This is a genomic window from Caldovatus sediminis, from assembly GCF_014644455.1.
In the GTDB taxonomy this organism is placed as follows: domain Bacteria; phylum Pseudomonadota; class Alphaproteobacteria; order Acetobacterales; family Acetobacteraceae; genus Caldovatus; species Caldovatus sediminis.
Map to the genome: position 1 here is coordinate 39,028 of NZ_BMKS01000011.1, position 14,828 is coordinate 53,855.

13 protein-coding genes are annotated in these 14,828 nt (G+C 76.1%); 8 read left to right on the forward strand and 5 right to left on the reverse strand.

Features of this window, described 5'->3' with window-relative positions; translation table 11 throughout:
• The first annotated feature begins 18 nt into the window (after positions 1–18).
• Both ilvC and IEX99_RS16090 read left to right on the forward strand, forming a co-directional pair.
• Positions 19–1,035, forward strand: a complete 1,017-nt coding sequence (ilvC, locus tag IEX99_RS16085) for a ketol-acid reductoisomerase (RefSeq protein ID WP_188902130.1) — start codon at positions 19–21, stop codon at positions 1,033–1,035.
• A gap of 314 nt (positions 1,036–1,349) precedes the next feature.
• Positions 1,350–2,933: a 2-isopropylmalate synthase gene (locus IEX99_RS16090; RefSeq protein WP_188902132.1), complete on the forward strand. Its 1,584-nt coding sequence runs from the start codon at positions 1,350–1,352 to the stop codon at positions 2,931–2,933.
• A 140-nt stretch (positions 2,934–3,073) separates the two neighbouring features.
• Here IEX99_RS16090 and dapB read toward each other — a convergent pair whose 3' ends face one another.
• Together dapB and IEX99_RS16100 are read right to left on the reverse strand one after the other, a co-directional pair.
• The gene (dapB, locus tag IEX99_RS16095; protein ID WP_188902134.1) at positions 3,074–3,853 is read right to left on the reverse strand and encodes a 4-hydroxy-tetrahydrodipicolinate reductase; all 780 of its coding nucleotides are present in this window, start codon (positions 3,851–3,853) and stop codon (positions 3,074–3,076) included.
• Between the two features lie 177 nt (positions 3,854–4,030).
• The gene (locus tag IEX99_RS16100; RefSeq protein ID WP_188902136.1) at positions 4,031–4,471 is read right to left on the reverse strand and encodes a PRC-barrel domain-containing protein; all 441 of its coding nucleotides are present in this window, start codon (positions 4,469–4,471) and stop codon (positions 4,031–4,033) included.
• A 417-nt stretch (positions 4,472–4,888) separates the two neighbouring features.
• Between IEX99_RS16100 and IEX99_RS16105 the strand changes: the two genes are divergently transcribed.
• The 5 genes from IEX99_RS16105 (at position 4,889) to IEX99_RS16125 (ending at position 10,125) form a co-directional block, all read left to right on the forward strand.
• A complete protein-coding gene (locus tag IEX99_RS16105; protein WP_188902138.1) occupies positions 4,889–5,860 on the forward strand; it encodes a lysophospholipid acyltransferase family protein in 972 nt (323 codons plus the stop codon).
• A gap of 189 nt (positions 5,861–6,049) precedes the next feature.
• Positions 6,050–7,483, forward strand: coding sequence for a tRNA (N6-isopentenyl adenosine(37)-C2)-methylthiotransferase MiaB (miaB, locus tag IEX99_RS16110; protein WP_188902141.1), 1,434 nt, complete (start codon positions 6,050–6,052; stop codon positions 7,481–7,483).
• A 134-nt stretch (positions 7,484–7,617) separates the two neighbouring features.
• Complete coding sequence (locus IEX99_RS16115; protein WP_188902299.1) at positions 7,618–8,601, forward strand: PhoH family protein; 984 nt, start codon at positions 7,618–7,620, stop codon at positions 8,599–8,601.
• Positions 8,602–8,635: 34 nt separating this feature from the next.
• Positions 8,636–9,118, forward strand: coding sequence for an rRNA maturation RNase YbeY (ybeY, locus tag IEX99_RS16120; protein ID WP_229678074.1), 483 nt, complete (start codon positions 8,636–8,638; stop codon positions 9,116–9,118).
• The gene (locus IEX99_RS16125; RefSeq protein ID WP_188902145.1) at positions 9,118–10,125 is read left to right on the forward strand and encodes a hemolysin family protein; all 1,008 of its coding nucleotides are present in this window, start codon (positions 9,118–9,120) and stop codon (positions 10,123–10,125) included. Before ybeY ends, IEX99_RS16125 begins: the two co-directional genes overlap by 1 nt.
• A 247-nt stretch (positions 10,126–10,372) precedes the next feature.
• On the opposite strand, the gene IEX99_RS16130 is transcribed toward IEX99_RS16125, so the two are convergent.
• Together IEX99_RS16130 and IEX99_RS16135 are read right to left on the reverse strand one after the other, a co-directional pair.
• On the reverse strand, positions 10,373–12,583 hold the full coding sequence (locus IEX99_RS16130) for a protein-disulfide reductase DsbD family protein (protein WP_229678075.1): 2,211 nt from the start codon (positions 12,581–12,583) through the stop codon (positions 10,373–10,375).
• A gap of 207 nt (positions 12,584–12,790) precedes the next feature.
• Positions 12,791–13,663 carry an isocitrate lyase/PEP mutase family protein gene (locus tag IEX99_RS16135; RefSeq protein WP_188902147.1) on the reverse strand — a complete coding sequence of 291 codons (873 nt, stop codon included), beginning with the start codon at positions 13,661–13,663 and terminating at the stop codon, positions 12,791–12,793.
• Positions 13,664–13,809: 146 nt separating this feature from the next.
• Here IEX99_RS16135 and IEX99_RS16140 point away from each other — a divergent pair, with 146 nt between their 5' ends.
• Positions 13,810–14,094 (forward strand): hypothetical protein, encoded by a 285-nt coding sequence (locus tag IEX99_RS16140; protein ID WP_188902149.1) that lies wholly within the window; start codon positions 13,810–13,812, stop codon positions 14,092–14,094.
• A 125-nt stretch (positions 14,095–14,219) separates the two neighbouring features.
• On the opposite strand, the gene IEX99_RS16145 is transcribed toward IEX99_RS16140, so the two are convergent.
• Positions 14,220–14,816, reverse strand: a complete 597-nt coding sequence (locus tag IEX99_RS16145) for a hypothetical protein (protein WP_188902151.1) — start codon at positions 14,814–14,816, stop codon at positions 14,220–14,222.
• Between the last annotated feature and the right edge of the window lie 12 nt (positions 14,817–14,828).

The following is a 14,828-nucleotide window of genomic DNA, read 5'->3' on the forward strand; positions in this document are numbered from 1 at the left end:
AGGGGGAAGGGCCCAGCCATGCGCGTCTACTACGACCGCGACGCGGACGTGAACCTGATCAAGGCGAAGAAGGTCGCCGTGATCGGCTTCGGCAGCCAGGGGCACGCCCACGCGATGAACCTGCGCGACTCCGGGGTGAAGGAGGTCGCCATCGGCCTGCGCCCCGGCGGCTCCGCCGGGAAGGCGGAGGCCGCGGGCTTCAAGGTGATTAGCCCGGCCGAGGCCGCGAAGTGGGCCGACGTCGTCATGGTGCTGACGCCGGACGAGGGCCAGGGCGACCTCTACCGCGACCACCTCGGCCCGAACATGAGGCAGGGCGCGGCGCTGGCCTTCGCGCACGGCCTCAACGTCCACTTCAACCTGATCGAGCCGCGCGCCGACCTCGACGTGTTCATGATCGCGCCGAAGGGCCCCGGCCACACCGTGCGCAGCGAGTACCAGCGCGGCGCCGGCGTCCCCTGCCTGGTCGCGGTGCACCAGAACCCCTCCGGCAACGCCCTCGAGATCGCGCTGAGCTACGCGAGCGCCATCGGCGGCGGCCGCGCCGGCGTGATCGAGACCACCTTCAGGGAGGAGTGCGAGACCGACCTGTTCGGCGAGCAGACCGTGCTCTGCGGCGGCCTCGTCGAGCTGATGAAGGCCGGCTACGAGACCCTCGTCGAGGCCGGCTACGCGCCGGAGATGGCCTACTTCGAGTGCGTCCACGAGGTGAAGCTGATCGTGGACCTGATCTACGAGGGCGGCATCGCCAACATGAACTACTCGATCAGCAACACCGCGGAGTACGGCGAGTACGTCACCGGCCCGAAGATCATCACCGACGAGACCCGCAAGGCGATGCGCGAGGCGCTGGCGAACATCCAGTCCGGCCGCTTCGCCCGCGACTGGATGCTGGAGAACAAGGTCAACCAGGCGTCCTTCAAGGCGATGCGCCGCCGCCTCGCCGAGCACCCGGTCGAGCAGGTGGGCGAGAAGCTCCGCGCCATGATGCCCTGGATCAAGAAGGGCGCGCTGGTGGACAAGAGCCGGAACTGAGGCTCCGCCCCGCCGGGCCTCCCCCTCCGCGGGGCGGGGAGGCCCGGTCCGCCGGGCGGCGCGCTCCGCCCGCTCCGCGCTTGCCCCGCGCGCCGCCTCGCGTTACCCTCCCGCCACGATGTCTCCGCGCGCCACCCTCGCCGGCCTGCCCGCCGGGCTTCCCGTCCGGCGCCCGGTCTCGCGCGCCCTCCTTCCCCTCCTCCTTCGACTTAGCCGCCCCTGGGCGTGACGTCCGGCCGCGTGCCGGCACCGCTCAGGGGAACCTGGGAACCCCTGCGTTCACTCAGACGGCAAGTCGCGAAGGACCGCCACCCATGCCCATCCAACACCCGAGCTTCGGCACGCTCGCCGACGACCGCATCATCATCTTCGACACCACGCTGCGCGACGGCGAGCAGTCGCCCGGCTTCTCCATGAACCTCGAGGAGAAGCTGCGGATGGCCGAGGCGCTCGCCGAACTCGGCGTGGACGTGATGGAGGCCGGCTTCCCCATCGCCTCCCCCGGCGACTTCGAGAGCGTGCGCGCCATCGCCGAGCGCTTCGCCAAGGACGGCCCGGTGATCTGCGGCCTCGCCCGCACCTCCCCCGCCGACATCCTGCGCGCCGCGGAGGCGGTGAGGCCCGCCGCGCGCAAGCGCATCCACACCTTCGTCTCCACCTCGCCGCTGCACATGCGCGTCAAGCTGCGCATGGAGCCGGAGGAGGTGCTGGAACTGGTCACCAGCAGCGTCACCCTCGCCCGCCAGCACGCCGACGACGTCGAGTGGTCGGCCGAGGACGGCAGCCGCACCGAGCCCGACTTCCTCTGCCGCTGCGTCGAGGCGGCGATCAAGGCCGGCGCCACCACCATCAACATCCCCGACACCGTCGGCTACGCGCTGCCCGAGGACATGGCGCGCATCTTCACCATGATCCGCGAGCGCGTGCCCGGCGCCGACCAGGTGGTGCTCTCCGCGCACAACCACAACGACCTCGGCCTCGCCGTCGCCAACACGCTGGCCGCCATCCGCGCCGGCGTGCGCCAGGTGGAGTCCACCATCAACGGCATCGGCGAGCGCGCCGGCAACGCCTCGCTCGAGGAGGTGGTGATGGCGCTGCGCACGCGCCGCGACGCCCTGCCCTACCGCAACAACATCCACACGCCGCACATCCTCAGGACCTCGAGGCTGCTCGCCACCATCACCGGCTTCGACGTGCAGCCCAACAAGGCGATCGTCGGCCGCAACGCCTTCGCCCACGAATCGGGCATCCACCAGGACGGCGTGCTGAAGGACAAGTCCACCTACGAGATCATGACGCCGGAGAGCGTCGGCTGGTCCACCTCCTCGCTGGTGATGGGCAAGCACTCCGGCCGCGCCGCCTTCCGCGACAAGCTGAAGGCGCTCGGCTACGAGGGGATCGGCGACAACCAGCTCAACGACGCCTTCCGCCGCTTCAAGGACCTCGCCGACCGCAAGAAGGTCGTCTACGACGAGGACATCGTCGCCCTGGTGGACGACGAGGTGATCCGCCAGCACGACCGCGTGCGGCTCGCCGCGCTGACGGTCGCGACCGGCCTCGGCACCCGCCCGACCGCGACCCTGGCGCTCGAGGTGGACGGCGCGCGCGCCGAGGGGGTGGCGACCGGCGACGGCGCCGTGGACGCCACCTTCAACGCCATCCGCCAGGCCTTCCCGCACGAGGCGACGCTCAAGCTCTTCTCCGTGCAGAGCGTGACGGAGGGCACCGACGCCCAGGCGCGCGTGACCGTGCGGCTGGAGGAGAACGGCAAGATGGTGGACGGCCAGGGCGCGGACAGCGACACCATCGTCGCCTCCGCCCGCGCCTACGTCCACGCGCTCAACAAGCTGCTGGTGAAGCGGCTGCGGACGGAGCCGCCGGCAGCGCTCCGGGCCTAGAGCCGTTTTCGCTCGGCCGTGCTCGCTGCAACGGCTCTCGCTCGTCGTCTGCCGAGCCGATTCACGCTCCCGGCTGTTCCCGGCCGTCCGCGATCGGCTCTAGGGCTGCCGCGCGGGGCGAAGCCCGGCCGGCCCGGGCTTCACCCCATCTCGAGCACGTCCATCATCCCGTAGAGGCCGGGCGGCTTCCCGATCAGCCAGAGCGCCGCGCGCACCGCGCCCGTCGCGTAGACCCGCCGGTCGAAGCTGCGGTGGCTGAGGGCGATGTGCTCGCTCGTCCCGGCGAAGAGCAGCGTGTGCTCGCCCACCACCTGGCCGCCGCGCAGCGCCGCGAAGCCGATCGCGCCCGTCCGGCGCGCGCCGGTGTGGCCGTCGCGCCCGCTCTCCCGGCCCACCTCCTCGAGCGTCGTCCCGCGCCCGCGCGCCACGGCGCGGCCGAGCGCGATCGCGGTGCCGGAGGGCGCGTCCACCTTCTGGCGGTGGTGCATCTCGACGATCTCGGCGTCGTACTGCTCCGCCGGCAGGGCGGCCGCCATCCGCTCGGCGATGGCGAGAACCAGGTTCACGCCCGGGGCGAAGTTCGCCGCGTAGCAGATCGGGGCGCGCCGCGCCGCCTCGACCACCGCCGCCTCGTCCGCCGCCGAGAGGCCGGAGGTGCCGAGCACCAGCGGCCGGCCGGTGCGGGCGGCCAGCGCGGCGTGGGTGGCGGCGGCGGAGCCGTGGGTGAAGTCGATCACCGCCTCGCTCGCCGCGAACAGCGCCTCCGCGTCGGGCAGCACCGTGATCCCCGGCGGCGGCGCCTGCGTCGAGCCCGGACGCATCGTGCCCCCGACCAGCGTCGCGCCGGCGGCGACCACCTCCTCGGCCAGCAGCCTGCCCATGCGGCCGGCGATGCCGGCGATGCCGATGCGGACGGACATGGCGGGACGGGCCTCCCCGTGCTGGTGCTGATCGCTCGGTCGAGGCGCGACACTCCGCGCCGGCCCGCCCCCGGTCAAGCCGCCGCCGCGGGCGCGATCAACTCTTCTTCATGGCGGGACGCGAAAGGGGCGGGCCCGCCCGGGCCCGCCCCCGCCAGCCGATCCCGGACCGGCCGCTCAGGCCGCGTCCCAGTAGGGCCGCGTGCCGTAGTAGTCGGACACGCGCTGGCCCCAGGCGCGGTCGTTCCAGTCGATGTCCTCGTTCGCCGCGTAGCTCGGCGCGCCCTCGAGCCGGCGGCGGTCGAGGTCCACCACGTAGCCGCCCAGGGCGGTGTCGCAGTCGAGGACCGACCACGGCAGCGGGTGGTAGCGCTCGCCGATGCCGAGGAAGCCGCCGAAGCTCATCACGGCATAGGCGACCTTGCCCGAGACCTTGTCGATCATGACGTCGTACACGGTGCCGAGCCGCTCGCCGGCGCGGTCGTAGACCGCCGTGCCGTTGACCTTGTCGGCGGCGATCAGGCGGGCGGTCTCGTCGCGGGCCACGTCGCCGCGGGCGTCGCGGGGGGCGTCGGCGGCATGCGCGCCGCCGGCCCCGGACCTTGTCCGGTCGCTCATGGGGGTCTCCTGTCGGGATGGGGGGAGAGGGGGGCGGGCGGCGGCACGGATGGGACCGCTTCCGCACCGCCGCCTGCCGAGACCGCCGCTGGGGGGATGCGGCGGATGCCACGCAAACGCCGCATCCCCGCCAGGGTTCCGGATGGCCGAATCGGCCGGAACGGCGGAGGCCCGCGCCGAAGGCGCAGCAGGGGCCGGGGGACATCCCCACCGCTCCGGCCGCAGCCTTCACCGCCCTGTCACGGTCCGGTCATTGCCGCGTCACCCCGACGGCGGTAGAGCGGATCCGGCCGACGGGGCCGGCGGGGGATGGATTGGCGGGCCTGCGTCTCTGCCCGATCGCGCCTTCGCCGGCCGGTCCACTCCGCGGCCGCCCGCCGCTACCCACCGCGCCACGCCAAGACCCGCACCGCCGAGATGGACGCCGCCGCCCGCATCTCGCCCGAGGAGGCCCTCCGGCCCCGCCGGCTGCGCCGGCGCAAGCCGCTGCGCTTCACCCCCTGGCTGCCCGGCGCCGCCTGGTCGGACGTGCTCGATGTGCGGCCGCAGGGCGGGCGGCTGCGCGCGGTGCGGCGCATCGCCCTCGCGCTGGCGCTGACCGCCCTCTGCATCCCCGTCCAGGCCCTCCTCCTCCTGCTGCCGGGGCGCGGGCGGATCGTCTTCCCCCGGCTCTACTGGGCGGGGATGTGCCGCGCGATCGGGCTGAAGGTGCGGGTCGTCGGCCGCCCCGCGGCGGAGGCGCGGCCGGTGCTCTACCTCGCCAACCATTCCTCCTGGCTCGACATCCTGGTGCTCGGCGGCGTGCTGGAGGCCTGCTTCGTGGCGAAGACCGAGGTCGGGACCTGGCCGCTGGTCAGCACCGTCGCCAGGCTCGGCCGCACCGTCTTCGTCAGCCGCAACCGCAGGCGGACCGGCACGGAGGCGGAGCAGATGCGCGCCCGTCTCGCCGCCGGCGACAGCCTGATCCTCTTCCCCGAGGGGACGAGCAGCGACGGCACGCGCGTCCTGCCCTTCCGCTCCTCCTTCCTCGCCGTCGCCGACGCGGCGCGGCAGGTCCAGCCGGTCTCGCTCGTCTACGACCGGCTGGGCGGGCTGCCGGCCTGCCGGCGCGACCGGCCGCTCTTCGCCTGGTACGGCGACATGGACATCGCCACCCATCTCTGGCGCCTGGCGCGGCGCAGCGGCGCGCGCGCGACGGTGCTGCTGCACGAGCCGGTGGACCCCCGCGCCTTCCCCGACCGCAAGGCCCTGACCACCGCGGTCGCCGAGGTGGTGGCCGAGGGCGCCGCGGCGCTGCGCCAGAACCGCGCCGTCGCCCCGCTGCGCCCGACGCCGCCGGTCGCCGGCCGCCCGGCGCCGGCCGGGCTCGTCGCCGAAGCGGCGCAATGACCGAGGAGCCGCGGCCGGCGACGGCCGCGCAATTCGGCGCTTGACCGGGGCGGGCCGCATCCCCGAGGATTCGCGCCATGGGACGCCGCCACGCCCCGCGCCGGATCGCTTGACCCGGGCCCGTGCGGAACGCATCTCCCCCGTCGTGACCCGCCCCCTCGGAGGCGGTCGGGCGGAGCTTTCCCCGGCATGACCGAATCCCTCGCCGGCGCCCCCGCGCGGATGCGGCGCCTGTTCGTCCGCACCTGGGGCTGCCAGATGAACGTCTACGACAGCGCCCGCATGGCGGACGTGCTGGCCCCCCTCGGCTACGCGCCGGCGGAGGCGCCCGAGGGCGCCGACATGGTGATCCTCAACACCTGCCACATCCGCGAGAAGGCGGCCGAGAAGGTGTTCTCCGAGCTCGGCCGGCTGCGCGCGCTCAAGGAGCGGCGCGCCGCCGAGGGCGGGCGGATGGTGATCGCCGTCGCCGGCTGCGTCGCCCAGGCCGAGGGGGCGGAGATCACCGCCCGCGCCCCCTGGGTGGACATCGTCCTGGGGCCGCAGACCTACCACCGCCTGCCGGAGATGGTGGCGCGCGCCGCCCGCGCCGCCGGCGCCGTCGTCGAGACCGACTTCCCGGTCGAGGACAAGTTCGACCACCTGCCGGAGCAGGCCGCGCCGCAGGGGGCGACCGCCTTCCTCACCGTGCAGGAGGGCTGCGACAAGTTCTGCTCCTTCTGCGTCGTCCCCTACACGCGCGGCGCCGAGTTCTCCCGCCCCGCCGCCGCGGTGATCGCCGAGGCGCGGCGCCTGGTCGCGCAGGGCGCGCGCGAGATCACGCTGCTCGGCCAGAACGTGAACGCCTGGCATGGCGAGGCGCCGGACGGCGCCGGGGAATGGCGGCTCGGGCGGCTGCTGCGGGCGCTGGCGGAGATCCCGGGCCTCGCGCGCCTGCGCTACACCACCTCCCACCCGCGCGACGTGGACGCGGAGCTGGTCGCGGCCCATCGCGACCTCCCCGGGCTCATGCCGTTCCTGCACCTTCCCGTGCAGTCGGGCTCGGACCGCATCCTGCGCGCGATGAACCGCGGCCACACGGCCGCGGACTACCTCCGCCTGGTCGAGCGGCTGCGCGCGGCGCGGCCCGACCTCGCGCTCTCCTCCGACTTCATCGTCGGCCACCCCGGCGAGACGGAGGCGGATTTCCGCGCCACGCTCGATCTCGTGCGCGCGGTCGGCTTCGCCCAGGCCTTCTCCTTCAAGTACTCGGCGCGGCCTGGAACTCCGGCCGCGGCGGCGCCACATCAGGTGCCGGAGCCGGCCAAGGAGGCGCGCCTGGCCGAGCTCCAGGCGCTGCTCAGGGAGCAGCAGCAGGCCTTCAACCGCTCGCGCGTCGGCATGGGCTTCGATGTCCTGTTCACCGGTCCCGGCCGCCATCCGGGCCAGATCGTCGGGCGCTCGCCCTGGCTGCAGCCCGTCCACGTCCGCGGACCGGCCGCGCTGATCGGCCGCGTCGCGCCGGTGACCGTGCTCGCCGCCCATCCCAACTCCCTCTCGGCCGCGCTGCGGGACCAGCACGAGGCGGCCGCGGAGACCACCCGCCACCCCAACCCGGAGGAAGAGGAGCGCATCAGCGCTTGACCACCATCCCCGCCATCCCGCTGCGCAACCCCGCGGAGGCCCGGCTGTCGCCGCGCCCCGCCCCCGTCGCCCCCCTCGCCGACCACCAGCACCGTTCCGTCACCCTGCAGTTCGACGACAACGCGCTGCTGCCGATGCTCTACGGGGAGCACGACCGCCACCTCGCCCGCATCGAGCAGGCGCTCGGCGTCCGCCTGGCCTCGCGCGGCAACCGGCTCTCCATCGCCGGCAGCCCGGAGCGGACGGAACTCGCCGAGGCGGCGCTGCTCGCCCTGTGGAAGCGGCTCGAGCGCGGCCAGCCGGTCGGCACCGCCGAGGTCGAGGCGGCGCTCCGCCTCGCCGAGGGCGGCGCCGAGCAGGGCGAGCCGCGCCTGCCGCTCGCCGACCTGCCGGCGATCCGCACGCGCAAGGGCGCGATCGCGCCGCGCAGCGCCGGCCAGGCCGCCTACATCGAGATGCTGGCGCGCCACGAGATGGTCTTCGGCATCGGCCCGGCCGGCACCGGCAAGACCTACCTCGCCGTGGCGCAGGGCGTGGCGCTGCTGCAGACCGGGCGGGTGGACCGCATCGTGCTCAGCCGGCCGGCGGTCGAGGCGGGCGAGCGGCTCGGCTTCCTGCCGGGCGACATGAAGGAGAAGGTGGACCCCTACCTCCGCCCGCTCTACGACGCGCTGCACGACATGCTCCCCGCCGAGCAGGTCGCGCGCCGCATCGCCTCGGGCGAGATCGAGATCGCGCCGCTCGCCTTCATGCGCGGCCGCACCCTCGCGCACTGCTACGCCATCCTCGACGAGGCGCAGAACACCACGCCGGCGCAGATCAAGATGTTCCTCACCCGGATGGGCGAGGGCTCGCGCATGGTGATCACCGGCGACCCGAGCCAGGTGGACCTGCCCCCCGGCCAGCCGAGCGGCCTCGCCGAGGCGCTGCGGACGCTGGAGGGGGTGGAGGGCATCGCCGTCGCGCGCTTCGGCGACCGCGACGTGGTGCGGCATCCCCTGGTGGCGCGCATCGTCGCGGCCTATGACCGGGCCGAGGCGGGCCGCGGCCCGTCGGAGTTCGACCGGCGCCCGGGCGGAGGGGGCGCGAAGAAGGAGAGGGATGGAACCGCGAAGTAGCCGTCCCGGCCGCGCGCCCGCGGAGACGCGGGCGGTGACGGCCGGGCCCCGGAGGGAGGCGCCGCCGGAGGTGGACGTCTCCGTGATCCTCGCGGCGCCGGGCTGGCGCGCCGCGGTGCCCCGCGTCGAGCGCCTGGCCCGGCGGGCGGCCGAGGCCGCGCTCCGCGAGGCCGGGCGGGGCGGGGCGATCACCGTGCTCCTCGCCGGCGACCGCGAGTTGCGCCGCCTGAACGGGCGCCACCGCGGCAAGGCGAAGCCCACCAACGTGCTGAGCTTCCCGGGCGCGGCGCCGCCGCATCTCGGCGACCTCGCGCTCGCGCTCGGCGTGGTGCGCCGCGAGGCGCGGGCGAACCGCCGGCCGACGCACGCCCACCTCGCGCACCTCGTCGCCCACGGCGCGCTGCACCTCGCCGGCCACGACCACCTGCACGCCGGCGAGGCGCGGCGGATGGAACGCGCCGAGGCGCGGGTGATGCGCCGCCTCGGCCTGCCCAACCCCTGGCGGGGGGCGACGTGATGGGCGAGGACGGACCGCACCCGCCGCGCGACGGCGGCGGCAGTCCCACCGGGCCGGAGCGCGGCCTGTTCTGGCGCCTCCAGGGCCTGCTGCGCCGGCGCGAGGCCGAGAGCGTCCGCGACCGCGTCGAGGAGCTGATCGAGGGCCGCGCCGAGGACGCGAACGGCGGCCGCCGCGCCGCGGCCGAGGAGCTCGACGCGCACGAGCGGGTGCTGCTGCGCAACGTGCTGCGCCTGCGCGGCAAGACCGCCTACGACGTGATGGTGCCGCGCGCCGACATCACGGCGATGCCGGAGAACCTGACGCTCGACCAGGCGATCCGCCTGATCCAGCGCGAGGGCCACAGCCGCTACCCGGTGTTCCGCGAGAACCTCGACGACATCGTCGGCATGGTCCACATCAAGGACGTCTTCGCCGCGATCGGGCGCGAGCAGCAGGGCCAGCCCTTCAGCCTGAAGGCGATCCTGCGCAAGCCGCTCTTCGTCGTCCCCTCGGTGCCGGTGCTCGACCTGCTGCTGCAGATGCGCCAGGCGCGCATCCACATGGCCCTGGTGGTGGACGAGTACGGCGGCATTGACGGCCTGATCACCATCGAGGACCTGGTCGAGACCATCGTCGGCGACATCAGCGACGAGCACGACGAGCCGGCGCCGCCGCAGATCGTCGAGCGGCCGGACGGCACGCTGGAGCTCGACGCGCGCACCCCGGTCGAGCTGTTCGAGAGCCGGCTCGGCGCGGTGCTGACCGCCGAGGAGCGCGCCGCCGACATCGACACGGTGGGCGGGCTCGTCTTCACCCTCGCCGGCCGCGTGCCGGCGCGGGGCGAGCTGATCTCGCACCCCTCCGGGCTGGAGTTCCAGGTGCTGGAGGCCGATCCGCGGCGCATCCGCCGGCTGCGGGTGCGCCGCCCGGGCATGGGGCCGCCCGCCGGCGCGCCGCAGCCGGGTTCCCTGCCCCCGGGCGCCTCGCCGCCGCCGCCGGACTCGATGCCGCGGGCGGCGGAGTAGGCGGCCCGCCCACCGGCGCCCCGCCGCGTCCGTTCCGGACCGGGGAGGTCCGCACGGGACGGGTGGACGCGACGGGGCGGCCTCGAGGGGCGCTCGGCAATCCGGGCATGCCGGTCTGGCTCGGCCTCCTGCGTTAGGAGGGCAGATCGCGGACGGCTGGAACGGCCGGAAGCGCGACCCTGCTCGGCCAACGACGAGCGGGAGCCGTGCAGCGAGCACGGCCAAGCGAAAACGGCGCCAGCGAGCGCTATCGCCGCGCCGCCGCCTCCGCGACCGGGGCCGACCCCCCGACGCCGGCCGCCGCCAGCGCGCGCAGCACGATGCCCTCGGTGAGGATCTGCGGCAGCACCTCAGGCGGCCCGCCGTCGGCGGGATAGATCAGGTAGAGCGGCACGCCCTCGCGCCCATGCGCGCGCAGCAGGGCGCCGACCGCCGGATCGCCGCGCGTCCAGTCGGCCTTCAGGTAGGCGACGCGGCCGGCGGCGAAGGCCGCGCGCACCGCCGCGGCGCGCAGCGCCACGCGTTCGTTGACCTGGCAGCTGAGGCACCAAGCGGCGGTGGCGTTGACGAAGACCGGCCGGCCCTCCGCGCGCAGCGCGGCGAGGCGGGCCTCGGACCAGGGTTCGGCGCCGTCCGCCGCGTCCGGGGCGGCGGCGGAGGCCGCGGCGGAAGCGGAAGGGGCGACGGTCAGGCCGGGCAGCAGGGCAGTGGCGGCGAGCGCGGCGGCGAGCGCGAGGCCGGCACCGATCCGGCCGGCGCGGACCCCGCCCGCGCGCTGCGCCGCGCCGAGCGCCCAGGCGCCGAAGCCGACCAGCACGCCGCCGAGCAGCGCGACCAGCACCCCGTCCGGCCCCGCCTGCTGCGCCAGCACCCAGACGAGCCAGGCCGCCGCGCCGAACATCGGGAAGGCGAGGCCCTGGCGCAGCCGCTCCATCCACGGCCCGGGCCGCGGCAGGGCGCGGGCGAGCCCGGGCGCGGCCGCCAGCGCCGCCGAGGGCGCGGCGAGGCCGAGGCCGAGGGCGAGGAACACCGCGAGCGTCGCCGCCGGGTCCATCGCCAGCGCCGCGCCGATCGCGGCGGCCATGAAGGGCGCGGTGCAGGGCGTGGCGAGCAGCACCGCGAGCACGCCGGTCGCGGCGCTGCCGAGCAGCGTGCCGTGGCGGCGCGCGGCGATCCCGCCCGCAACGTTGGCCGCGGCGGCCACCGGCGCCCCGCCATGGCCCAGCGCATAGACGCCGGCGAGGTTGAGCCCGACGGCGAGCATCAGCCAGGCCATGCCGGCGACGAAGGCCGGGGCGGTGAACTGGAAGCCCCAGCCGGCCGCCGCCCCGGCCGCGCGCAGCCCGAGCAGCAGCCCGCCGAGCGCCGCGAAGGCGGCGACGACGCCGAGCGTGTAGCCCATCGCCTCGCGCCGCACCGCGCCGCGCGCCGCGCCGGCGAGCCGCGCCAGCCCCAGCGCCTTCATCGCCAGCACCGGGAAGACGCAGGGCATCAGGTTGAGCAGCAGGCCGCCGAGCAGCGCCAGGCCGATCGCCTGCCACAGCGCCGACGCAGCCGCGGGCGCCGCCGCGGCGGCCGCGACGGGGGCGGCCAGGGCGAAGGCGGCGCGCCGCCCGCCGCCATCGGTGATCGCCAGCACGCCGGAGAGGGATCCGGGGAGGGCGGCGGCGCTCTCGGCGCGGGTGAGGGCGAGGGCGAGGCCGCCCACGCGCACCGTCAGGCGCTGCGGCGCGGCGTGGTCGAGCGCGTCGGGCGCGTCGGGGAAGAAGAAGGCCTCGCGCACCGTGGCCGGCGACAGGCCGGGGCCGTCGAGGAGGAGCCGCGCCGCCCGGCCGGGCCCGGCCTCGACGCGTGCCGCCCAGGGCGCGGGGCGGGGCTGCGCCGCCTCGGCGGCGGCGAAGAGCGGCGCGAGGGCGGGATCGGGGCGGGCCGCGGCCGCGACCGGGAGGTCGAGACGGAACCGGCCCGTCTCCGGGATGCAGATCTGCTCGCAGACGAGCCAGGTGGCCTCGGCCTCGACCGGAAGCGAGCCGCCGGGGGCGAGCCCCGCCGGCGGGGTGACGCGCAGCGGCAGCAGGACCTCGCCCTGGTAACCGAAGTTCACGAGCGGGCCGTAGGGGATGCGCTGCGGGGCGGGCCACTCGATCGGGCCGGCGGCGGCGCCTTCCGGCAGGCGCAGCATGATCTCGGGCGGGGCGCCGGCGTCGCCGGCGTTCTTCCAGTAGGTGTGCCAGCCGGGGGCGAGGCGCAGGCGCAGCCCGATCCGGAACGGTTCGTCCGGCGCGACGGCCGCGGCCTCCGCCGCCAGGGTGGCGGTGGCGCGCGGCGAGACGACGGGCGCGCTCTCGAGCGCCAGGGCGGGCGGCGGGACGGCGCCGAGGGCGGCGAGCAGGGCCAGGGCGGCGAGGAAGAGGCGCATCGCGGCCGGATAGAACGGGACGGGAGGCGCCCCGGACAAGCCCCGATCGGCGCGGGACTGCCGCGCCCGCGCCGCACCCCGCCCGGGGCGGCCGGCAGCGCCGTCCGGGGCCTGCCATGCCGGTCGCCGTGCCTGCCGGCGATCGTGCGCGCGAGCGGAACCCCTGCCCGCGGCCGGTCCCGCCGCCGCGCCAGGCGCGCGGGCGCAGGGGTCGGCCGCCGGTGCGATCGCGCCCCCGGCCGGCGGCTACTCCCCGCCGAGGAAGTCGCGGGTCCAGGCGGCGTAGCGCTCCTCCCGCATCAGGCGCGCCATGAAGCCGGAGGGCGGCAGGCCGGGGAGGTCCGCCGGCTTCACGCCCTCGCGCAGCGCCTTCAGCGTCGCGTGCACCGCCTGCGCCGCGGCGGCGATTCCCTGGTGCCCCTGCAGCGCGATCCGCACCCGGTGCGCGGCGAGGAGCGCGCGGTCGGCCAGCTCGCCCTCGATGCTGCCGAGGATCAGCGGCAGCCGCGTCGCCTCGGCGATCGCGGCGAGCTGCGCCCGCGTCTTCACGCCGGTGAAGAAGAGCGCGTCGGCGCCCGCCGCCTCGTAGGCCCGGGCGCGGGCGATCGCCTCCTCGACGCCGGCGATCTGCACCGCCCCGGTGCGGGCGACGACGAGGAAGGCCGGATCGTCCCGCCCGGCCAGCGCGGCGCGGATCTTGCCGAGCCCCTCCTCGCGCGAGACGAGCTGCGGCTTGGCGGCGCCGTGGGGCTGGGGGAGCAGCGTGTCCTCGATGGTGGCGGCGGCGATGCCGGCGGCCTCGACCTCCTGGATCGTGCGCATGGCGTTGAGCGCGTTGCCGTAGCCGTGGTCCGCGTCCACCAGCACCGGCAGGTCGGGGGCGGCGCGGCAGATGCGGCGGCACTGCTCGGCGAACTCGGAGAGCGTCACCAGGATCAGGTCGGGCGCGCCGAGCACCGCGAGCGAGGCGGTGGAGCCGGCGAACATGCCGAGCTCGAAGCCGATGTCCTGCGCGATGCGCGCCGAGAGCGGATCGTACACCGACGCGGGATGGTGGCACGCCGCGCCGGCGAGGAGGGCGCGCACGCGCTCGCGGCGGCGGGTGGCGGTGGTGGACATCGGCGGCGTTTCCCCTGGCGGTCGGTCCGGCTGGCGCGCCACTCTGCCCGAGGGCGGGCCGGCCGGCGAGTGCCGCGGCGCCGGTTGCCCGCGGCGCGGCCAGGGCGCTTGATGCGGCTCCCCGCGTCTGCGACACAGGAAACGGAATGAGCGGCAAGGTCGTCAGCCTCGTCCGGGCCAGCGGCTCCGACGACACGATGTGGGCGGTGGTGGCCCGGGTGGGGAAGGCAAGCCAGGTGGCCGAGATCTACCGGAGCCGCGCCGCCGCCCTCGCCGATCGCGACTGGCGCGAGCAGCAGGTGCGGGCCTACGCGTCCTTCCTGCAGAGTTGCGGACGGCCGGTGCCGTTCTACAGCGTCGCGCCGATCCGGCGTGCCGACCTGCCCCGGCGCTGGCGGCCCCTGCCGGCGCTCGGCTTCCTCCAGGGCTGAGGGCCGCTTTCGCGCGGCCGTGCCCGCGGCAACGGCTCTCGCGCGTCGCTTGTCGAGCGCCAGTCCGCTGGCGATTGGCCCCTTGCCGGTCGCGGGCAGACGGCACCAGGCCGCGCGGCGGTTCCTCAGGCGCCGCCTTGCCGGCCGGCCGGCGCGCCGCCGCCGTGCACGACGCCGAGCTCCAGCGCGGCGCGGTGCAGCCGGGCGGCGAATTCCCCCTCCGGCCCGAGGTCGGGCGGCGGCGGCAGGGCCCTCATCGCGTCGAGCAGCGCGGTGCTGGCCGGGATCAGCACGCCGCAGGCGACCGCGAACTCGGGATCGGCGTCCGCCACCCGCGCCGCGAAGGGCAGGCCCGGGCGGGCGATGGAGGCGAGCGTCTCGTCCATCAGCCGCACCGGGGCGCCCGCGCCCATCTCGTCGAGCAGGACGCCGCCTTCCGGGTGCCGGTCGCGGATCCGGAACAGCGACAGGCGCGAGGCGCGCAGCGCGGCGAGCAGGCGCGCGCGCTCGGAGCCCGCCTCCGGCCGCGGGCGGAGCTGCGCCGCGTAGCGGTCGATGCCGCGCGGCAGGCGCCCGACCGCGGCGTAGAGGCCGAGATCGTAGAGCAGCACCGCCGCCGCCTCGTGCGGCACCGCCGGCTGCCGCCCGTCCCAGAGGCCGAGGTAGCGGGCATGGGCGACGACGCTCGGCCGCGGCACATGGGCGAGCGCGGCGGTCTGCATCTCCAGCCGCAA